This is a genomic window from Actinosynnema sp. ALI-1.44, from assembly GCF_001984155.1.
Lineage (GTDB): Bacteria > Actinomycetota > Actinomycetes > Mycobacteriales > Pseudonocardiaceae > Kibdelosporangium.
The window spans coordinates 123,844-144,689 of the sequence record NZ_MTQO01000052.1 but is presented as its reverse complement, the minus strand read 5'-3'; the positions used below and the strand labels follow the sequence as shown (position 1 = coordinate 144,689).

20 protein-coding genes are annotated in these 20,846 nt (G+C 67.5%); 12 read left to right on the top strand and 8 right to left on the bottom strand.

Annotated features, from left to right (window positions below; translation table 11 throughout):
- Positions 1–14 precede the first annotated feature (14 nt).
- Positions 15–1,241: a serine hydrolase domain-containing protein gene (locus ALI144C_RS38580; RefSeq protein WP_076992188.1), complete on the bottom strand. Its 1,227-nt coding sequence runs from the start codon at positions 1,239–1,241 to the stop codon at positions 15–17.
- A 208-nt stretch (positions 1,242–1,449) separates the two neighbouring features.
- On the opposite strand from ALI144C_RS38580, the gene ALI144C_RS38575 reads away from it, so the two are divergent.
- The 9 genes from ALI144C_RS38575 (at position 1,450) to ALI144C_RS38535 (ending at position 10,134) form a co-directional block, all read left to right on the top strand.
- Positions 1,450–2,319 (top strand): fumarylacetoacetate hydrolase family protein, encoded by an 870-nt coding sequence (locus ALI144C_RS38575; protein ID WP_076992774.1) that lies wholly within the window; start codon positions 1,450–1,452, stop codon positions 2,317–2,319.
- A gap of 1 nt (position 2,320) precedes the next feature.
- Positions 2,321–3,622: an enolase C-terminal domain-like protein gene (locus ALI144C_RS38570; RefSeq protein ID WP_076992773.1), complete on the top strand. Its 1,302-nt coding sequence runs from the start codon at positions 2,321–2,323 to the stop codon at positions 3,620–3,622.
- Entirely contained in the window at positions 3,619–4,374 is a 756-nt protein-coding gene (locus tag ALI144C_RS38565; protein WP_076992187.1) for an SDR family NAD(P)-dependent oxidoreductase, read from the top strand. The genes ALI144C_RS38570 and ALI144C_RS38565 overlap by 4 nt, the downstream gene beginning before the upstream one ends.
- 88 nt (positions 4,375–4,462) lie before the next feature.
- A complete protein-coding gene (locus ALI144C_RS38560) occupies positions 4,463–5,503 on the top strand; it encodes a sugar ABC transporter substrate-binding protein (RefSeq protein ID WP_237774522.1) in 1,041 nt (346 codons plus the stop codon).
- Positions 5,503–7,020 carry a sugar ABC transporter ATP-binding protein gene (locus ALI144C_RS38555; protein WP_076992771.1) on the top strand — a complete coding sequence of 506 codons (1,518 nt, stop codon included), beginning with the start codon at positions 5,503–5,505 and terminating at the stop codon, positions 7,018–7,020. The genes ALI144C_RS38560 and ALI144C_RS38555 overlap by 1 nt, the downstream gene beginning before the upstream one ends.
- The gene (locus tag ALI144C_RS38550; protein ID WP_076992186.1) at positions 7,020–8,045 is read left to right on the top strand and encodes an ABC transporter permease; all 1,026 of its coding nucleotides are present in this window, start codon (positions 7,020–7,022) and stop codon (positions 8,043–8,045) included. Before ALI144C_RS38555 ends, ALI144C_RS38550 begins: the two co-directional genes overlap by 1 nt.
- Positions 8,046–8,051: 6 nt before the next feature.
- Positions 8,052–8,363, top strand: a complete 312-nt coding sequence (locus ALI144C_RS38545; RefSeq protein ID WP_076992185.1) for an L-rhamnose mutarotase — start codon at positions 8,052–8,054, stop codon at positions 8,361–8,363.
- On the top strand, positions 8,360–9,304 hold the full coding sequence (locus ALI144C_RS38540; RefSeq protein ID WP_083753771.1) for an aldo/keto reductase: 945 nt from the start codon (positions 8,360–8,362) through the stop codon (positions 9,302–9,304). The genes ALI144C_RS38545 and ALI144C_RS38540 overlap by 4 nt, the downstream gene beginning before the upstream one ends.
- Positions 9,301–10,134 (top strand): amidohydrolase family protein, encoded by an 834-nt coding sequence (locus ALI144C_RS38535; RefSeq protein WP_076992183.1) that lies wholly within the window; start codon positions 9,301–9,303, stop codon positions 10,132–10,134. Before ALI144C_RS38540 ends, ALI144C_RS38535 begins: the two co-directional genes overlap by 4 nt.
- On the opposite strand, the gene ALI144C_RS38530 is transcribed toward ALI144C_RS38535, so the two are convergent.
- From ALI144C_RS38530 to ALI144C_RS38510, 5 genes are all read right to left on the bottom strand, one after another.
- Positions 10,122–11,291 carry an MFS transporter gene (locus tag ALI144C_RS38530; protein WP_076992770.1) on the bottom strand — a complete coding sequence of 390 codons (1,170 nt, stop codon included), beginning with the start codon at positions 11,289–11,291 and terminating at the stop codon, positions 10,122–10,124. The two genes, ALI144C_RS38535 and ALI144C_RS38530, sit on opposite strands and share 13 nt — an antisense overlap.
- 157 nt (positions 11,292–11,448) lie before the next feature.
- Entirely contained in the window at positions 11,449–11,877 is a 429-nt protein-coding gene (locus ALI144C_RS38525; RefSeq protein WP_076992182.1) for a hypothetical protein, read from the bottom strand.
- Positions 11,878–11,955: 78 nt separating this feature from the next.
- Entirely contained in the window at positions 11,956–14,535 is a 2,580-nt protein-coding gene (rph, locus tag ALI144C_RS38520; protein ID WP_076992181.1) for a rifamycin-inactivating phosphotransferase, read from the bottom strand.
- Positions 14,536–14,660: 125 nt separating this feature from the next.
- Complete coding sequence (locus ALI144C_RS59250; RefSeq protein WP_083753770.1) at positions 14,661–14,831, bottom strand: DUF397 domain-containing protein; 171 nt, start codon at positions 14,829–14,831, stop codon at positions 14,661–14,663.
- Between the two features lie 11 nt (positions 14,832–14,842).
- On the bottom strand, positions 14,843–15,667 hold the full coding sequence (locus ALI144C_RS38510; RefSeq protein ID WP_076992180.1) for a helix-turn-helix domain-containing protein: 825 nt from the start codon (positions 15,665–15,667) through the stop codon (positions 14,843–14,845).
- Between the two features lie 76 nt (positions 15,668–15,743).
- On the opposite strand from ALI144C_RS38510, the gene ALI144C_RS55950 reads away from it, so the two are divergent.
- Positions 15,744–16,061 carry a hypothetical protein gene (locus ALI144C_RS55950; RefSeq protein ID WP_168211458.1) on the top strand — a complete coding sequence of 106 codons (318 nt, stop codon included), beginning with the start codon at positions 15,744–15,746 and terminating at the stop codon, positions 16,059–16,061.
- 98 nt (positions 16,062–16,159) lie between these two features.
- Positions 16,160–16,618 carry a MarR family winged helix-turn-helix transcriptional regulator gene (locus ALI144C_RS38500; RefSeq protein WP_076992178.1) on the top strand — a complete coding sequence of 153 codons (459 nt, stop codon included), beginning with the start codon at positions 16,160–16,162 and terminating at the stop codon, positions 16,616–16,618.
- Positions 16,619–16,622: 4 nt separating this feature from the next.
- On the opposite strand, the gene ALI144C_RS38495 is transcribed toward ALI144C_RS38500, so the two are convergent.
- Positions 16,623–17,225, bottom strand: a complete 603-nt coding sequence (locus ALI144C_RS38495; protein WP_076992177.1) for a nitroreductase family protein — start codon at positions 17,223–17,225, stop codon at positions 16,623–16,625.
- 1,072 nt (positions 17,226–18,297) lie between these two features.
- Positions 18,298–19,077, bottom strand: coding sequence for a hypothetical protein (locus ALI144C_RS38490; RefSeq protein ID WP_083753768.1), 780 nt, complete (start codon positions 19,075–19,077; stop codon positions 18,298–18,300).
- 171 nt (positions 19,078–19,248) lie between these two features.
- Here ALI144C_RS38490 and ALI144C_RS38485 point away from each other — a divergent pair, with 171 nt between their 5' ends.
- On the top strand, positions 19,249–20,841 hold the full coding sequence (locus ALI144C_RS38485; protein ID WP_076992176.1) for a DUF4331 domain-containing protein: 1,593 nt from the start codon (positions 19,249–19,251) through the stop codon (positions 20,839–20,841).
- Positions 20,842–20,846: the final 5 nt, after the last annotated feature.

The window sequence follows — 20,846 nt, the reverse complement described above, 5'->3', positions numbered from 1 at the left end:
CGAAGGGCGACCTTTCAGCCGAACCAGGCGCCACCCTCGGTGATCCGGTGGTATCCCAGCGCCCGGTACACGGCGTCCACCAGCGACTGGCCGCGTTCGTTCACGCCGATTCCGATGCCCTGCCGGTTCATCGCGTAACCGAAGGACACGCGGGCACGGGGGTCCGCGAAGCCCAGGGCGCCGCCCATTCCGCTGTGCCCGAACGCGTCCTCCGAGAGCAGGATGCCTTCCTGGTCGTTCGGTGGCAGGTGCCGGTTGTCGACCGACTTGACGAACCCGCTGGCGAACCTGGTGGGCACGAGCACGGCCGCGTCCACCGAGCACGCCGACGTCACCCGGCCCATCGCGGCGACCTGGTTGGGACTGACCAGGCGCACGTCGCCGAACGTGCCGCCGAGGGCCAGCGGGCGGTACATCCCGGCGAGTCCGCGGGCGTTGGTGAGCGCGCCGACCGACCCGATCGTCGACGCGTGCGCGGTCCTGGAGTTGAACTGGCCGGGCAGCATGTATCCGCCGGTGTTCAGGACCATCAGGCCGGGGACGGACGTCGGATCGCTCATCGCGATCATGGTGAGGCTCGGCACCGGTGTGCCCGGTTCGGTCATGTCCGGCGGGATGGTCGGGGCGACCCTGGCCTCCTCGCCTTCCGGGAGGCTCAGCCAGAAGTCCAGGCCGAGCGGGCCCGCCACCTCCGTGGCGAAGAAGTCGGCCAGTGGCAGTCCGCTGACCCGCCGCACCACTTCGCCGACGAGGAACCCGAACGTCAGGCCGTGGTAGCCGTGGGTGGTGCCCGGGGTCCACAGCGGTTCGGCGGCGGCGAGGGTGCCGGTCATCAGCTCCCAGTCGTAGAACGCGCCGTCGGGCAGCCGGTCCCGCACGCCCGCGAGCCCGGCCTGGTGGTCGAGAAGGTGCTGGACGCGGACGCCTTCCTTGCCGTTGCGGGCGAACTCCGGCCAGTACCTCGCGACCGGGGCCGTCAGATCGAGGTCGCCGTGGTCGGCCAGGATGTGCGCGCAGAGCGCCGTCGCGCCCTTGGTGCACGACCAGACGTCGACCAGGGTCTGTTCGTCCCATTGCGCACCGGTCGCCGGGTCGGCCACGCCGCCCCACAGGTCGACGACTGTGCGCCCGTCGACCGTGACCGTCACCGACGCGCCGACCTCGCTGCGTTCGGCGAAGTTGCGCTCGAACTCCGCGAGCACTTCGACGAACTCCGGCTCGTGCTTGCCGTGGATCGACATTCACCTCTCTTTTCTCTCACTCCACCCCGGAGTTTTGGCAACCAATGTGGCCTTCGTTGCGAAAAACGCAACGAAGGCCACATTGGTTGCACAACAGTGGTGAATCATCGGAGTTGTGGGGCTCGATGCGGTCACAGGACTGGACGAAGGCCCCCTGGAGGCGATATACATCGGATGTCTTGACGGCGGGGAGGAAGGGAAGACCGACATGCACCTGATGCGCCTCGGCGGGATCGGCGAGGAGAGGCCGATGGTCCGCGCCGACGACGGGTCGTTGTACGACCTCAGTGGGCTGACCGGCGACATCGATGGTGCTTTCCTTGCCGGGGACGGGATCGCGCGTGTTGCCGACGCTGTGGCGAACGGCTCGCTACCACGCGTCGACGACGCGGGTGACGGTACCGGTCTACGGGTCGGCGCGCCTGTCGTGCAGCCGGGGAAAGTGGTCTGCATCGGTCTGAACTACCGCGAGCACGCCGCGGAGTCCCGCGCGGCGATACCCAGCGAACCCGTCGTCTTCATGAAGGCCCCCGACTGCGTGGTCGGCCCGTACGATGACGTACTCATTCCCCGGAAGTCCACGAAGACCGACTGGGAGGTCGAGTTGGCGATCGTGATCGGCAAGCCCGCGCGGTATCTCGACTCGCCCGATCAGGCCTACGAGCACATCGCCGGGTATGCGATCTCCAACGACGTCTCCGAGCGCGAGTTCCAGCTCGAGCGGCCCGGCGGCCAGTGGGACAAGGGCAAGTCGTGTGAGACGTTCAACCCGCTCGGCCCGTGGCTGCGGCCCGCGAACGAGATCGCCGACCCGCAGGACCTGGCGTTGCGGCTGTGGGTCAACGGCGAGCTCAAGCAGGACTCCAGCACCAAGGACATGATCTTCCCGGTGGCCGAGATCGTCCACGCCCTGAGCCAGTACATGGTGCTGCGGCCGGGGGACGTGATCAACACCGGTACGCCGCAAGGCGTCGCGCTCGGCCAGCCGGAGCCCAAGCCGTACCTGCGGCAGGGGGATGTGGTCGAGCTGGAGATCGAAGGCCTTGGCCGCCAACGGCAGACCGTCGGGCAGGCCTGACATGGCCCACATCGTCGGTATGGACGTCCTCGATGTCCGGTTTCCCACCTCACGCGAGCTCGACGGTTCGGACGCGATGAACCCGGACCCCGACTACTCGGCCGCCTACGTCGTGCTGCACGCCGACGAAGGCCCCGACGGGTACGGCTTCGCGTTCACCATCGGCCGAGGCAACGACGTGCAGGCCGCGGCGATCCGCGCGCTGGAAGGGCACGTGGTCGGGTTGCCAGTGCCGCAGGACGCGACGGCACTGGCTTCCCTTTCCCGGCAACTGGTCGGGGACTCGCAGCTGCGCTGGCTCGGCCCGGAGAAGGGCGTGGCGCACATGGCGGTCGGCGCGGTCGTGAACGCCGCGTGGGACCTGGCGGCACGGCGCGCGGACAAGCCGGTCTGGCAGTTCCTGAGCGACATGACACCGGAGGAGATCGTCGGTCTCGTCGACTTCCGGTACCTGACGGACGCGATCACGCCGGACGAAGCGTACGACATCCTCGCGCGGGCCCAGGACGGCAAAGCCGAACGGGCCCAGCACATCCTCGACAACGGGTACCGCGCGTACACGACCTCGCCCGGCTGGCTCGGCTACTCCGACGACAAGCTGGTCCGGCTGTCCAAGCAGGCCGTCGCCGACGGCTTCGACATGATCAAGCTGAAGGTCGGCGGCAACCTCGACGACGACATCCGCAGGCTGCGCCTGGCCAGGGCCGCGGTCGGCGACGACATCCGGATCGCCGTCGACGCCAACCAGCGCTGGGACGTCGCCACGGCCGTCGAGTGGATGCGGGCACTGGCGCCGTTCGACCCGTACTGGATCGAGGAGCCGACCTCACCGGACGACGTCCTCGGCCACCAGGCGATCGCCCAGCGGATCGCGCCGATCCGGGTCGCGTCCGGCGAGCACGTGCAGAACCGCGTGGTGTTCAAGCAGATGCTGCAGGCCGAGGCGATCTCGGTGCTGCAGCTGGACGCCGCCCGCGTCGGCGGCGTCAACGAGAACGTGGCGATCCTGTTGCTGGCGGCCAAGTTCGGTGTCCCGGTGTGTCCGCACGCTGGCGGTGTCGGGCTGTGCGAGCTGGTCAGGCACCTGTCGATGTTCGACTACGTCGCGGTGTCGGCCGACCAGGAGAACCGGGCCATCGAGTGGGTCGACCACTTGCACGAGCACTTCACGGACCCGGCCGTGGTGCGCGCCGGGTACTACCTCGCGCCGCGCAAACCCGGCTTCTCCGCGCGGATGCACGACGCCACGCTGCGCCGCTACCGCTTCCCTGAAGGTCCGGAGTGGACGGGAGAGAACTCGTGAGTGACTTCGCCGGGCTTGTCGCCGTGGTCACCGGTGGCGCGTCGGGCATCGGCCTGGCCACAGCGAACCTGCTGGCAGGCAGGGGAGCGACGGTCGCCGCGCTCGACCTGAAACCGGACGGCCTGCCGGAGGGCATCGCCGGGTTCGAGGTGGACGTCACCGACGACGCACAGGTCAAGTCCGCTGTGGACGCCGTGGTCGAGCGGTTCGGCCGGTTGGACGTGGTGGTCAACAACGCCGGGATCGGCGCGATCGGCGACGTCACCGCGAACGGCGACGACGAGTGGCTGCGGGTGCTGAACGTGAACGTGGTCGGCATGGCCAGGGTCGCCCGGCACGCCGTGCCGCACTTGCGGCGGTCACCGGCCGCCGCGATCGTCAACACGTGCTCGATCGCCGCGTGGGCCGGACTCCCGCAGCGCGCGCTGTACTCCGCGAGCAAGGGCGCGGTGTACGCGTTGACCCTGGCGATGGCAGCGGACCACGTCCGCGAGGGCATCCGAGTCAACTGCGTCGCCCCAGGCACTGCGGACACGCCGTGGGTGAGCAGGTTGCTCGACCAGGCACCGGACCCGGCAGCGGAGCGGCTCGCCCTGAACGCACGTCAACCGACGGGCCGCCTGGTGTCGGCCGACGAGGTGGCCAACGCGATCGCCTACCTGGCCAGCCCGTTGTCGGGCGCCACGGTGGGAACGGTACTTGCCGTGGACGGCGGCATGCACGGCCTCCGCCTCCGTCCACCAACCCAGTAGAACCTCGTGGGTGTTCAGCCGGGTTCTGACCCGTCTGAACACTCACGATTCCTGACCAGGCAGACACCGCCGTCAAGGAGGACCTGTGGTGCCCGTCCGCAGTTCGATCAAGACCGTGGCCACGGTTGCCACGGTCGTCCTGGCCGCCGCCGCTTGCGGCCAACAGTCCGGTGGCGGCACGGCCGACGGCAACGCCAAGGTGGGCGTGGACTTCCCGCGTGCCGACTCGGACTTCTGGAACTCGTACATCAAGTACGTGCCGCAGTTCGGCAAGGAACTGGACGTCAACCTGATGCCGTCGACCAACTCGCAGAACAAGGTCGAGAACCTCGTCGCCAACGTGCAGACGTTGCAGGGGCAGGGCGCGAAGGCGATCGTGATGGCGCCGCAGGACACCGGGGCGATCGCGACCACGTTGCAGCGCCTGGAACAGCAGAAGATCCCTGTGGTCACAGTGGACACCCGGCCGGACAGCGGCAAGGTGTACATGGTCGTGCGCGCGGACAACAAGGCGTACGGCGAGAAGGCGTGCAAGTTCCTCGGCGAGAAGCTCGGCAAGAAGGGCAAGGTCGTCGAGTTCCAGGGCGCGTTGTCCAGCGTGAACGGCCGCGACCGCTCCGAGGCGTTCGCCAAGTGCATGAAGGACAATTACCCGGAGATCACGGTGTTCGAGGAGCCGACCGACTGGGAGGGCTCGAAGGCCGCGTCCGCGCTGCAGACCCGCCTGAACCAGCACCCGGACATCAAGGGCATCTACATGCAGGCCGGTGGTGTGTTCCTGGCACCCACCCTGCAGGTGCTGCGCTCGACCAACCACTTGCTTCCGGCGGGCGACCCGAACCACATCGCCATCGTGTCCAACGACGGCATCCCGCAGGAGTTCGAGGCGATCCGCAAGGGTGAGATCGACGCGACCGTCTCGCAGCCCGCGGACCTGTACGCGAAGTGGGCGCTGTTCTACGCCAAGGCAGCGCTGGAGGGCAAGACGTTCAAGCCGGGCCCGACCGACCATGAATCGACCATTGTGGACGTGGGCAACGGCAACCTGGAGGACCAGCTGCCCGCGCCGCTCGTGACCAAGGACAACGTCGATGACAAGGCGTTGTGGGGCAACCAGATCGGCAAATGATGAGTGCTGTCAACCACCCGGCGGCGAGCGAAGGGCTCGCCGCCGTGGCGCGCAACGTCACCAAGCGCTACGGCAGAACGGTGGCCCTCGACGACGTCGGCATCGAGATCAAGGACGGCGAGTCGCACGCGCTCGTCGGCCGCAACGGCGCCGGTAAGTCCACTTTGGTCTCGATACTGACCGGTCTGCAGGCCGCCGACAGCGGCGAGGTGTCCTTCTTCGGCAAGCCCGCGCCCGCGCTGAGCGACCGCGAGGGCTGGCGGCGCAACGTGGCCTGCGTGTACCAGCGGTCCACGATCATGCCCGCGTTGTCCGTGGCGGAGAACCTGTTCATCAACCGGCAGGGCAAGCGGTTGATCAGCTGGTCGAAGATGCGCCGACAAGCGGGTGAACTGCTGGAGCCCTTCGGCGTGGACGTGGACGTGAACACGCCCGCGTCGGATCTGACCGTCGAACAACGCCAGCTCGTCGAGATCGCCCGTGCGCTGTCGGTCGGCGCCAGGTTCATCATCCTCGACGAACCGACCGCGCAACTCGACGGTCCGGCGATCGAGCGCTTGTTCGAGCGGCTGCGGGCGTTGCAGGACACCGGCATCACGTTCATGTTCATCTCGCACCACCTGGAGGAGATCTACGAGGTGTGCCAGACCGTCACGGTCTTCCGCGACGCCAGGCACATCCTCACCGCTCCGGTGGCCGAACTGGGCCGGGCCGAACTGGTGGACGCGATGACCGGCGAGCCCGGCGGCCTGACCGTGCCGGGCGCGGCCGACCGCCCGGACGTCTCGCAGGACTCCGAGGTGGCGCTGAACGTCGAGAACCTCACCGGGGACTCGTTCAGCGATGTCAGCCTGCGCATCCGCAGGGGCGAGGTGATCGGGTTCGCGGGCAGCGCGTCGTCCGGCAAGCACCAACTGGCCGAGACCGTGTACGGCCTGCGCAAGCCGTCGTCCGGTGTGATCGAGGTGGACGGGCGCAAGGTCAAGCCCGGCTCGGTGCTCGACGCGTTGAAGCACGGAATCGGCTGCGTGCCCCGCGACCGCCACCACCAGGGTCTCGTGCTGGGCCTGAGCATCGCGGAGAACGCGGCGATGACCGTGATGAACAAGCTCGGCCCGGCCGGGCTCGTCCCGCCGAAGCAGCTGGCTGGCGTCGGCAGCAAGGCGATCGAGTCGTACGACATCGTCACCTCCGGCGCCGACCAGCCGGTGTCGGACCTGTCCGGCGGGAACCAGCAGAAAGTCGTGATGGCACGGGCGCTGGCGAGCGACCCGAAGGTGCTCGTGCTGATCAACCCGACCGCGGGCGTCGACGTGAAGTCGAAGGAGTCCCTGCTCGGCGTGGTCGACCGGGTCGCCCGCACGGGTACGGCGGTGATCGTGGTGTCCGACGAGCTGGACGATCTAAGGGTGTGCGACCGGGTGCTGGTGATGTTCCACGGCGAGGTGGCGCACGAGTTCGGGCGGGACTGGACCGAGCAGGACTTGGTCGCAGCCATTGAAGGGGTGTCTGAGTAATGACCGAAACGCTCTCGCCGGACACCGGCGCGTCGACGGCCCCCGCCTCCGGCCGCCGCCCGCCGCTGCGGTTCGCGCGGTTCCGCGACCTGGCACTGGTCCCGGCGATCGTGATCCTGCTGGTGGTCGGCGCGTTGCTGGATCCGACCTTCCTCACCACCGGCAACCTGCTGGGCGTGCTGCAACAGCAGAGCGCGTTGAGCCTGCTCGTGCTGGCCGAGGCGATGATCCTGATCACCGGCAAGTTCGACCTGTCGCTGGAGTCGACGATCGGGTTCGCGCCGGTGCTGGCGATCGCGCTCGTCGTGCCCACGTCCGCGCACGGCCTGGGCACGGAGTGGGCCGCGTGGCTGGCGGTTCCGCTGTGCCTGCTGACCGGGGCGCTGATCGGCGCGTTCAACGGGTTGCTGATCCTGAAGTTCCAGCTGTCGGCGTTCATCGTCACGCTGGGCATGCTGATCACCGTCCGCGGTCTGCACGAGGGCGTCTCCGGCGGCAACAGCCTGTTCCAGATCCCGCAGTCGTTCATGTTCCTCGGTTTCGAGACCTGGCTCGGGCTGCCGCTGTCGGTGTGGATCTCGTTGGCGCTGTTCGTGGTCGGGATGGTGGTGCTGTCGTACTTCCGCCAGGGGCGTTCGCTGTACGCCGTCGGCGGCAACGTCGACGCCGCCAAGGCGGCTGGTATCCGCACCAACAAGGTGATCTGGACGGTCCTGATCATCGGCGGTGTGCTGGCGGCGCTCGCGGGCATGCTGGAGACCGGCAGGCTCGGCGCGATCGGCGCCAACCTCGGCGACGGCATGATCTTCGACGTGTTCGCCGCCGCGGTGATCGGCGGGATCAGCCTCAACGGCGGCAAGGGCACCCTGTTCGGCGCGCTGTGCGGTGTCCTCGTGCTCGGCCTGATCCTGAACATCCTGCGGCTGACCGCTGTGGATGGCCACTGGTTCAACGCGATCAAGGGTGTCATCATCCTGCTCGCGCTCGTGCTGTCCCGACTGACCACCGGAAAAGCCCAGGAGTAGAACCGCATGGAGACGGTTGCGTTGCACACCCGGCTCAGACCGGGCAAGGAAGCCGACTACGACCGTGTGCACGCGGTCATCCCGCCCGATCTGGACGTGGCGTTGCGGGAGGCGGGCGTGCACTCGTGGCGGATCTGGCGCAGTGGCCGTGATCTGTTCCACGTCGTCGAGGTCGACGACTACGCCCGGATGCGCGAGCTGCTGCGGGATCATCCCGCCAATGTCCCGTGGCAGGCGCGGATGGCCGAGCTGCTGGAGGTCGCGGACGACTACTCCGGCGCCCAGCCGGACGTACACAAGGTGTGGGAGCTGCCGTGAACGTCGAGGTTACGAAGTTCGGGTTCGGTGCGGGCGGCATCGGCAACCTCTACACCGAAGTGACAGACGCCGATGCCGAAGCGGCGTTGCAGGCGGCGTGGGACGCGGGAGTTCGGTACTTCGACACCGCACCGCACTACGGTCTGGGCCTGTCGGAGCGGCGGCTGGGCAAGTTCCTCGCCGGTCGCCCGCGCGACGAGTACGTCGTGTCCACAAAGGTCGGACGGCTGCTTGAGCCGTTCGACGGCACGGGACTGGACCTGGCGGACGGGTTCGCCGTGCCGCGCACCCACCGGCGCGTGTGGGACTTCAGCGCGGACGGTGTCCGCAGGTCACTGGAGTCCTCATTGGAACGACTCGGTCTCGACAAGGTCGACATCCTGCTGTTGCACGACCCGGATGACCACGGCGAACAGGCGTTGCGGGAAGGCATTCCCGCGTTGGTGGACCTGCGGGACCAGGGTGTGGTCGGCGCGGTCGGGGCCGGGATGAACCAGTGGCAGATGCCCGCGAGGTTCGTCCGGGAGTCGTCGATCGACGTGGTGATGCTCGCTGGCCGGTACACGCTGCTGGAACAGACCGCGGCGGAGGAGTTCCTGCCGCTGTGCGAACAGCGCGGTGTGTCGATCCTCGCTGCCGGTGTGTTCAACTCCGGCCTGCTCGCGCGAACGCTGGTGTCCGACGACGCCAAGTACAACTACGCTCAGGCGCCGAAGGAACTGGTTGTGCGTGCGCAACGGATCGCGGCGGTCTGTGAACGGCACGGCGCCACGCTGCCGCAGGCGGCCGTGCAGTTCGTGCTGCGCCATCCGGCGGTGGCCTCGGTCGTGCTCGGGGTGAAGTCGCCGTCGCAGGCGGTCCGCAACGCGGGTCTGTTCGCCCAGCCGGTACCGGACGAGCTGTGGGACGACCTGCGTGCGGAAGGACTGCTGGCTGGATGAAGGTCGACGCGCACCACCACCTCTGGGACCTGTCAGTCCGCGACCAGGACTGGATCGACCCGGTGACGATGTCCGCGATCCGGCGGGACTTCGGCCCGGCGGACTTGGCCAAGGCGGCCACCGGGTTCGACCGGACCGTGCTCGTGCAGACGGTCACCGTCGCCGAGGAGACGCCCGAGTTCCTGGCGGTCGCCTCGGAGACGGCCCGCATCGGCGCGGTGGTCGGCTGGGTGGACCTCACAGCGCCGACGGTCGTGGACGACCTGGCGCGGCTGCGGTCCGGGCCAGGTGGTGAGTGGTTGCGCGGGATCCGGCACCAGGTCCAGGGCGAGACGGACCCGCGCTGGTTGTGCCGTGATGACGTGCAACGCGGTCTGATGGCCGTGTTCGACGCGGGTTTGCTGTACGAACTGCTGGTACTGCCGCATCAGTTGCAGGCCGCGATCGAGACTGTGGCGGCGTTCCAGGATTTCCCGTTCGTGCTGGACCACTGCGCGAAACCGCCGGTCGCGTCCGGTGAACTGGAGCCGTGGGCGTCGGCGATCAGGGAGCTCGCGGGCTTCGAGAACGTCACGTGCAAGCTGTCCGGCCTGGTCACCGAGGCGGACTGGGCACAGTGGACGGTTGACGACCTGCGCCCGTACGCCGATGTCGTGCTCGCGGCGTTCGGCCCGGAGCGGCTGATGTTCGGCTCGGACTGGCCGGTGTGCCTGCTCGCCGGGTCGTACGGCGAGGTGGTGGACGCGGCGGAAGACCTGACCGCGGGCCTCGGGCGCACCGAGCGGGATCAGGTCTTCGGCCTTACCGCACAACGCGTCTACGGGCTCTGAACGAGCACCTTCTCGCGGGTGCGGTCCAGCCTGCCCGAGTAGAGCGCCACGCCCAGGCCGACCAGCACCAGCAGCGCGCCGATCCAGTTCGTCGACGCGTAGCCCAGGCCGCCGTCGATGGCCAGACCGCCGACCCAGGCGCCGATGGCGTTGGCCAGGTTGAACGCGCCGATGTTGGCCGCCGACGCCAACGCGGGCGCGCCTTCGGCCTTGGCGAGCGCACGGATTTGCAGCGGGGCGATGGTGGCGAACCCCGCGGCGCCGAACGCGACGATCGTGATGGCGGCCAGGACCTGTGAGTGCGCGGTGAACGTGAAGATCACCAGCACGACCGCGAGCGCGGCGAGGAAGGCGTAGAGGCTCGGCATCAGCGCCTTGTCCGCGGCTTTGCCGCCGAAGAGGTTCCCGGCGACCACGCCGACGCCGAACAGCACCAGCAACCAGGTGACCATGCCGGGGGAGAACCCGGCGACCTCGGTCATCATCGGCGCGATGTACGTGAACGACGTGAAGATCCCGGCGAACCCGAACGTGGTCATCGCCAGCGCCAGCCACACCTGCGGCCGCCGGAACACGGCCAGTTCGTGACGCAGGTTGGTCGTGGTGTCCTTGGCTATGGCGGGGACGAGGGCGACGACACCGGCCATCGCGATCACACCGAGCACGGACACCGCCCAGAACGCCGACCGCCAGCCGAAGGCGTGCCCGAGCGCGGTGCCGAGCGGCACGCCCAGAACGTTGGCCAGGGTGAGGCCGGTGAACATCAACGCGATCGCGCTGGCCTGCCTGGCGGGGGCGACGAGGCTGGCGGCGACGACCGAGCCGACGCCGAAGAACGCGCCGTGCGACAGCGAAGTGACGATCCGGCCGACCAGCAGCAGTTCGTAGGACAGTGCGACGGCGCAGAGCACGTTGCCGAGGACGAAAAGGCCCATCAGCCCGACCAGCATGGGTTTGCGCGGCCAGCGTGACCCGATCGCGGTCAGCAGCGGCGCGCCGAACACGACGCCGAGCGCGTATCCGGAGATCAGCAGCCCGGCGGTGGGGATGCTGACGGAGTAGGTGGCGGCGACTTCGGGCAGCAGCCCCATGATGACGAACTCGGTCGTCCCGATCCCGAAGGCACCGATTGCCAGCGCGAGAAGCGCAACAGGCATGGCGTTGGTCTCCACTCCCAGTAGTTCGAGCCTGTGCAACTACCCGCTCGCGAGATAGTTGCAGACGCGGGTAGTTGCTCAGGCTCAATACTGGGGCGCGCAAGGAGTCGGGGCAAGTGATCACGCCGTGAGCCGCGTCACGCCAGTGGGTGCGGCGCTACTTGAGGATTTCGCTCCAGTGCTCCTTGATGAAGTCCTGGACGTCCCCGGGGAGATCCTCGAACATGCGTTTCGTGTTCACGTTCGCCCTGGTTTTGGGGTTCCACTTGATGGAGCGCCCCTGCTCGTCCGGGGGCGGTCGAATGCCCTTGATCTGCATTCCCATGCCCGTGAAGAAGTAGTGAACCTTGATGCCGTCCTCGACGGTCACGTGGAATTCGCCATAGGTGAGGTTGAGGTGGTACTTGACGTTGTCCTGCACCCAGGTGGCCATGTTCGTGCCCTGGTCGACCTTGATGCCCGCCACCGTGACCACGTCCGGTCCGTCCTCGATCTCATTCAGGACGTCGGACTGCTCGGCCTTCCTGTTTCTTGCCTTGGTCTTGGTTTTCTCCTTGACATCGGTATAGAAGTTCTTTTTCTTCATGGCTCCGACAGTAAGACCCAGCCTCATATTCGTGGACAAGCGATCGCGCAATCCTTCGCGCACGATGGCCGGCGGTGATCAGGGCAGGATCTCGATGTACCCGCTTGTTCCGTTCACGCGGATCCGCTGACCGTCCTGGATCAGCCGCGTGGCGTCCGCGACGGCGACGACGGCGGGCAGGCCGTACTCCCGGGCGACGACCGCGCCGTGCGTCATCATGCCGCCGACTTCCGTCACCAGGCCGCTGATCGTCACGAACAAGGGGGACCAGCTGGGGTCGGTGAAGGTGGTGACCAGGATGTCACCCGCTTCGAGGTGGGCGTCCGTCATGTCCAGCACGACACGGGCACGCCCCTCGATGGTCCCGGTGGACACCGCGAGCCCGACCAACGCACCGTCTGGCACGTGGTCACGCCGGTAGGTCCCGTTGATGGCCTCGCCTTCCGACGTGAGCACCCGGGGTGGCGTGAGCGCCTGATCCACGCTGAACTGCTCCTTGCGCTCGCGGATCAGCCGCTCGTCGGCCTTGCCGGTGCGCGAGATCTCGTGCAGCTCCTGGAACCTGAGGTAGAAGATGTCCTCCCGGTCATGGAGCACACCGTCGCGCACGAGGCGGTCGGCCTCGGCCATCAGCGCCTGCTTGTAGACGAGGTAGCGGCAGACCAAGCCGTACTTGGGATACTCCCGATACCCGATGAACGTCCGCAGCCGGTCGATCATCAGCTTGGTCTCCGCGGCCTTCTCCTCGCCGTCCGGCAGGTCCCGCAGCAGCCCCAGCAGCCGCTGCTCCTCCTGCTGCGCTTCCTGTAGTCCCTGCTCGAAGCGGCGTCGGCTGGCGCCGGGCTCGAAGTTGTCGACGTTGCCGAGGATGACGGGCACGAGCGAGGACGGGCGTTCGCTCCACCGCGTCCTGGTGATGTCGATTTCGCCGACACAACGCGCGCCGTACTTGTCCAGGTAGTCCAGGATCGCGTCCCGGGCTTCGCTTCCGCCCGCGAGTCCGGTAAGCGAGTCCAGGAAACCGTCGTCCTCGACGTCCCGCAGGAAAGCCACCACCTCCGGGAATGGGCGGATCACGTCGGCGACATCCAAGAGCGCCAGGCCCATCTCCGACGTGATGTTGTGGGGGACGGACTGGGTGAGGACGTCGGCCGCGTTGTCCTCGCCCAACCACTCGCGCATCTGCTTGTTGAGCCAGTGCGCCGCGTCCATCGCCGTCATGAACACCTGGTGACTGCGCGGGTCGAACAACACCCGCCGCAGCTCCGGGAAGTCCTCGAGGATGAAGTCGAACAGGTCCGGTCCCGACTTCGTCCGGATGTCCCGCTTGACGGCGGCCAGTGACGCCTGGCTGTGCGCGATCAACTCGTCGACGATGGCCGGATCGGGGTCGATCATCGGAACGGACACGCCGCCGGAGCCCAGTGTGGGGCTGTTGTTCTCTGGTGGCGGCGGGAGGAAGCCGTCACGGTCGAGAACGGTCTGCATCGCGTCCTTGATCAGGGGGTCCGCCTCGATGATGCTGAGATACGCCTCGCGGCTGGCCGGTGCCGCCAGGATCTGGGTGACGTCGACGAACAGCCTGCTCCCAGCTTCCGCCATCGGCCGTGGCGTGGTCATCTGCCAGAACGCCAGACCGAGCGGCTTCATCGCGTCGGTCATCATCTGCTGGTGGCCGACGGACACGTAGACGTGGTTGTCCTGGTCGTCGGTCGGCGGGATGGGGAACAACGTGGTGATCGGACGGCTCTGGACGATCTGGAACTCCCCGTCGGCCAGGCACCACTCGATGTCCTGGGGACGGCCGAAGTGCGCCTCGATCTGCCTGCCCACCTGCGCGAGCCGCAGGACCTGCGCGTCGGTCAGCGCGGGCTGCCGCTGCGACTCGGGACTGATGGCCTCCTGCCGCGTGCCGCCTTCCGGCGTGGCTCGGATGGCCAACTGCTTGGTGGCGATGGTCCTGTCGACGATCTCGCCGTCCCGCACCTTGTGGATGTCCGCGTTCACCAGACCGGACACCAACGCCTCGCCGAGCCCGAAACTGGACTCCACGCTGGTGATCCTGCGGTTCGACGTGACCGGGTCGGCGGTGAACAGGATGCCCGACACGTCCGGCACCACCATCCGCTGCACGACCACGGCCATGGTGACCCTGCGCTGGTCGAAACCGTTGCGCAGGCGGTAGGTCACGGCTCGGTCGGTGAAAAGCGACGCCCAGCACAACCTGATGTGGTCGAGGACCGACTCGGGTCCGACGACGTTCAGGTACGTGTCGTGCTGGCCCGCGAACGAGGCCGTCGGCGAGTCCTCGGCCGTCGCGCTGGACCGGACGGCGTAGGCGACTGCCTCGTCCCGGCCGGTGATCTCCGCCGCGAGATCGCCGGGAACGGCGATCGCCGCAACGGCTTCCCTGACCTTCGCGCTGAGCGCGCCGACCGCTTCCCGGTCGTTCGGGTCCAGGTGCGACAGTTGGGTTAGCAGGTCTGCCAGCGAGGGCACGGCCGAGACGGCCCGCCGGAAAGCTTCCGTCGTCACGCAGTATCCGGCGGGCACGCTGACGCCGTCGATGCGCGAAAGCTCCCCGAGGTGCGCCCCCTTGCCCCCGACGATCGCGACCTGGCTCTGGTCGATCTCCTGGAATCCCAGTACGTGTGCCACTACATCCCCTGTTTGCCGCGGGTGGTGATTTTCGCAGGTCCTTGCTGCGGACGCAGAGTTTGCGGCATGACCGGGGTCTTGTGGCAAGCCCCCCGGTGCGCTATATGTTGAAGTGGGGAGAGGGACTACTTCTTCAGCGTGGCCGTGAACAGGCGCCAACTGCTGGTGGGGACCGATAAGGACACACCGGGGTTCTTCGAGTCACGTACCTCGCCCCACGGCGCAACCTCCACACATTCCTTGGTTTTGTCGGCGCTGAAAGTTGACTTCTTCCACGTTGACCAGTGCTGACCCATACCGCTCCTTGCTAGATCCGCTCTCGGAGGAAGCGGATGCTGTCGTCCGGTGTCATCGCTTCTTCTCCCAGTTTGGCAAACGTCGAGGCCACCTCGTCGACAACTTTCTCGTCGTCGACGAACTGCCCGATGTTGGTGTACTCGAAGAAGGCGACCGGCAGCGAGATCTCCGGGTCGAAGTCCAACAGGACGAAGCTGCCTGCCGGTGAGGCGTGCATGCCCGCACTGAACGGCACGATCTGGATCGTGACGTTCGGCCGCTCGCTCATCAGGATCAAGTGCTGGAGTTGAGCCTTCGCGACGGGCATGGTCGCCATGCGGTGGATGACCGCTTCCGAGCAGATCGCGTGTACTGCCAACGGAAACTCTTTGTCGAAGAGCCGTTGTTGTCGCCTGAGGCGGACCTCCACGTAGTGATCGACGTCCTTGGCTTGAGAAGTGCGGTTGAGTTGGCGGATGTAGCCCTCGGTCTGCAGCAGGCCAGGCACGAGTTCCATCTGGAACGTGCTCATCGATGTTGCATCGGACTCCGCGCCCACATACGTGTTCATGCTCGGCGGCAGCTTCGCGGTCGACCACCAGCCGGGCTTGGACGCGTCGCGCCGGATCTCGTCGAGCACGGCCAGATCCTCGTCGGCCTTGTACAGCCTGACCAACACCGACAGTTCGGCCTTCTTGACCACGTTGCGGCCGTTCTCGATGTGCCGGATCTTCGCCGGTGAGCAGTCGAGCTCCGCGGCGGCTGTCTCCACACTCAACTCGACGGCCTCGCGCAGTCTGCGAAGTTCCCTGCCAAGGGTGCGTTTTCCAGTCGTGGGGCCGCGTCGACGTGCCATGCGGCGATCGTACAAATCGCGAGCTTCACCCGATCGAGCACAGCGCTGTCGTATCAGTACGTTGTATGGTCTGCTCGTGGATGAGATTGACGCGGAGCGTGAACAGCACCTGGCCGAGCAGGCCGCGTACCAGGAACGCATCGAGGCTTTGGTCAGGGAGCAGGCGCCCCGGCTGTTCGCCGCCGTGGTGACCAAACTGGACGCCACCGTCGACTGTCGGGTCGCCGGGTGGGGCATGGAGTTCGACGACGGCGCGTACATGGTCACTCCCGGCGCGAGCAACCACCTCGTGCTGACCGAGGCCGAGCACGCGCTGAACTACATCCGCGAAGCCCCAGGCGCCACCAAAAGCATCGTCTGGGTCGCCCCGGCCGCCCCCGCTGCGGACTGGTAGCCGCGCTCCACTCCCGTACAGTGTGTTACAGGCAGCTGCAACTACCTGCTTCCGAGATAGTTGCGGCCGCTGTGCAACCGGGGATGGAGTGGAGCAGCATGTCGCTGGACGACGACGCCGCGGAAGCGCGGGCACAGGGGTGGCGCACGCTCGCGGCCCTGCACGCCTCGATCGAGGACGCGCTCGAACGGGCGTTGCAGCGCGAGTTCGACCTGTCCGTGAGCGAATACAGCGTTTTGGACGTCCTCGCCCGGCAGGACGGGTGGCACATGCGGATGAACCAGCTGTCGCGAGCCGTCGTGCTCAGCCAGTCCGCCACGACACGGCTGGTCACCAGGATGGAGAACCGGGGCTTGCTGTCCCGTTACCTGTGCATCGACGACCGCCGGGGCATCTACACCGAGGTGACAGCGGCCGGGCACGACCTGCTGGCCAAGGCCCGTCCGTTGCACGACGCCACACTGGCGGAAGCGTTGCGGGAGGGACAGAAACTGCCCGAACTCGCGCCCCTGGTCGACGCCTTGGCGCGGCTGCCGATCAGCCCCGCCAAGGCGTGAACCGCTACTTCTTGCCGCCCCAGTGGCCGTGGTGGATGACCTCGTCCGCACCGCGGCGCGCCCTCGTCGCGGCTGAACCCAGCACGGGCGCGTCCTCGGCGCGGTAGCCGATCAGGATCGCACCGAGCGGGGCGTACTCGGCCGGGATGCCGTACTCCTGTTTCACGCCGTCGAGGTTTTCCGGGGTGATACCGAAGAACAACGCCCCCAGGCCCTCGTCGACCGCGCTGAGCAGCATCATCAGCGTGGCCATTCCGGTGTCGATGAACCAGTAAGGCGCGGGCCACCTGGCCTCGGCGCGGTCCTCCCACCCTTTGTCGTCCTCGGCGTAACGGTCCAGGTACGCCTGCTTGTTGGCCAAGGGGATCACGATCAACGGCACGTCGCGCGTGGTCGGCCACGCCTCCGGCACATCCGGGGTGAACTGCCAGAATCGGGCTCTGTCCTGCGCTGACGTCAGCGCGAGGAACGCCCACCCCTGGGAGAACCCGGCCGACGGCGCGCGCAGCGCGCTGGCGAGGATCTTCTCGACGACTTCGCCAGCCAGCGGCTGGTCGGTGAAATGCCTGACCATGCGGCGGCGCCGGATCACTTCGGAGAATTCCACTCGGCCCATCCTATGGTTGCCGACTGCGCGTAACCAGCGGTTACGACGGAATCGCCGGGGTACTACTGCTCAAAGCCGACCTTGAGCGTCGCGGCAGCCACTTGCGCGACTGCGCGGACGGGTGCGGCCCACACCGGAAAGGAGATGGGATGACCACCCCGATACGCGAAACCGAGCACGCCCTGACCGACGACTTGCCCTCACCACGGGAAACCGAGGAGAACGAGTACGAGTTCGAACCGACCATCGTGCGCGGCCTCGAGTAGCCCCCAGTGCGTATCTCACGCGGCGTTGGCAACCAATGTGGCCTTCGTAGCGAAAAACGCAACAAAGGCCACATTGGTTGCACACCTTCACGGCACGTCGCGTCCTCAATGGAGTGATGGCGGGGCACCCCTGGTCGCCTGGGGGTCGCGATCCAGGGGTGCGCGGCGGCCTCGGGGTTGCCGCCCATTCCGGTGGTCTGCCCAGTCTTGCCGTGATCCACTGTGTGCTCAGTGGATTACTGGGGTACTGATCGACTTTCTCAGTGTTCTGTAAGGGTTTGAGGCGCTCCCGGCTCGCGGAGGGGGTGGTGCGAGCCGGGAGCGCCGAGGGTGGTCCTGGGGGTCGACCACCCTTTTCTTACAGGTCCCTGGCCCGTGGAGGGGGGATACACGGGCCAGAGGCCGAGACGGCCCTGGGGGTTGGCCGCCTGTTGGGGAACAGGTCCTGTGTCAGACCACCCCCGGCTCGCGGAGGGGGGAGGACGCGAGCCGGGAGGTGGACTGACTGGTGCGGCGGTCGCCTCTCGGCGAGTGGCGCATGGGGGCTCCGGTTTCCCGGTATTCCCCCGATGGCTTCGGTTGCGGCCCGGGGACTCGTTCCGCACCAGTCACTTAGCTTAACTCGCCAAGGGGCTCTGGTGTTCCGCCCGCGGGTGTGACGTGGCTCGCCCTGGGTAGTCCGTTGGAGCGGAAGGGAGTTCTCGTGTCGACCCCACCAATGATACCCCTGTTTCGCGGTAGCGCCGTGCGGGGCGGGAACCGCTGGTCCGGAGCATTCGTTCAGCGGTATAACTATCCATAGTGGACTAGGCATCGGCGGTCCCGTACGGCGCGGTCGTCGCGATGATCCCGGGCGCCCGCAACGCGGCCCACACGGTCTTCCCGCCGGTCAGCGATGGTGTGCAGGCCCAGGAGCGCGCCGTGGCCGAGACGAGCAGCAGTCCCGACGGCGGGACGCCGCCCATCAGCCGTTCCCGCATGACAGCGGGCCGCGGGTCGTCATCGGACACCGCGACGGTGAGCAGGCCCTGCCGCAGCTGCACCCGCAGCAACGCCATGGAATCGGTGTGTATCAGTGCGTTCTCCACGAAGGCGGTCGCCACGGTCATCGCGTCGATGACCATATCCGCGACGTGCCACCGTTCACAGGTCTTGCGGACGAAGTACCTGGCACGACGTGTACTCAACGGTGACGGCGGCAGTTCGAGCGATGCCCTTGACCTCCGCGGCGGGCTGCCCACCGCGGCCACCGCCGCTTCGACCGACGAGTGCACCGGCGTGAACCGCCCGGCGAGCGACGCTCGTGCGCACTCGTCCCGCGCGACCAGCAGCACCGGCACCCCAGGCCAGTCCGCCACTCGCATCGACACCAGGGAGAACACGGTCAGTGCCGCCTCGGACGGCATCCGCAGCCGCTCCACGTCGACGACCAGTGCTTCGGGCAGCGCTCCAGGCCGCCCGGCCGCGTACCTCAGCAGGGTGTCCCGGAATTCGGGGTACGTCGTCGCGTCCAACACGCCGACCGGGTGGGCGACGACCACGCCCCGACGGCGGTCCACGCCGAACCGCAGGTCACTGGTCCTCACTCGTTCGCCTCCCCAGCCCCCGTCGACCTGCCGGAACTACCTCGCCGGACCCCAGGTACCCCGAGGCGGCGAAAAAAAATCGTCCACCGACCGATCCGGACCACGGACGGCTCCGTATACCTGATGTCCAGGGAGGACGAGGCGCATAACCGACCCCGACAAGGATTGGTTATGCCACAACCCCATACCGAGCGGGTCTTACGCCGGTCACGTGCTGCCGTGGCGCTGCTCGCGGTGGGCGCGGCGCTGGCAGGCGGGTTGGTCCCCGGCTCGGCCACCGCGTCCAGCCACCGGGAAGCGCCGCTGATCGCCGCCGACCCGACCGTGGACAACACGGACCTGTACGCGTTCGTCAGTCCGGACAAGCCGGACACCGTGACGGTCGTGGCCAACTACTTCGGTCTGCAGGAACCGAACGGCGGGCCGAACTTCTACCCGTGGGCGGAGAACGCGCACTACGACATCAACGTCGACAACGACGGCGATGCCAAGGCCGATCTGACATTCCGCTACACCTTCGACACGGACGATCGCCGAAAGAACGCCACGTTCCTCTACAACAACGGGCCTGTCACGTCGATCAATGACGAGAACCTGCTGTTCCGGCAGAACTACCAGCTCGAACTCATCGACCAGCGCGGCGGCGGAAAGGTGCTGCTGCGCAACGCCCGCTCGGCGCCGTCGAACACCGGTGCGGCGTCCATGCCGGACTTCCGGGTCCTGCGCGACCAGGCGATCGCCAAGGTCCCCGGCGGCGGCCTGAGCTACGCGGGCCCGGCCGAGGACTCCTTCTTCGCCGATCTGCGCGTCTTCGACCTGCTGTACGGCGGGAACCTGTCCGAGGTCGGCCAGGACACCCTGCGCGGGTTCAACGTCAACACGATCGCGTTGCAGATCCCCACCTCCATGCTGGCGCTCAAGGGTGACGCCAAGCGCAACCCGGTGATCGGCGTGTGGGCCGACACCGAACGCCAGTCGATCAAACTGTCCCCCGGGCAGGCGAAACCCGATGGACCGTTCGTGCAGGTGTCCCGATTGGGCAACCCGCTGGTCAACGAGGTCGTCGCCCCGGCGGGCCTCAAGGACGCGTTCAACGGCCTCACCCCCGACCAGGACGGCGAGGTCAAGGCCCTGCTCGACCGCGTGACCGACCCCGAGCTGCCGAAACTCGTCGAGCAGATCTACCGGATCCCGGCACCGGCCGGGCCCCGTGCCGATCTCGTGGAGATCTTCCTGACCGGGGTCACCACCAAGGCGGGCGGCCCGATCAAGGCCGACCTCAACTCGCAGCTCGACAACGCCGACGTGATGGCGCACATGTTCACGCCGTCGGAGATGCTGCGGCTCAACACGTCCATCGCGCCCAACGCCAAGCCCAACCGCCTCGGCGTGCTCGGCGGCGACCAGCAGGGCTTCCCCAACGGCCGCAGGCTCACCGACGACGTCATCGACATCGCCATCCAGGCCATGGAAGGCGCCGCGCAGTCCGGTGCGCTGGTCCAGGCACTGGCCACCGGCGACAAGGTCGACGCGAACGACGTCGCGTTCGAGCACAAGTTCCCGTACGTGGCCGTCCCGGGCAACGCCGCGGTCAACTCGGCTGTCTCGACCAAGGTGGAGACGAAGTCGAGCGTGCTCGGCGACCTGCCCGCCGGTGCCCTGATCGGTGGCGCGCTCGGTGCCCTGGTGCTGCTCGGCGGCACTGTCTACTTGTGGCGCAAGCGGCCGAGCAAGGCCCGTCACCGCAGCACCCGTCCCTGGTGAGTGTC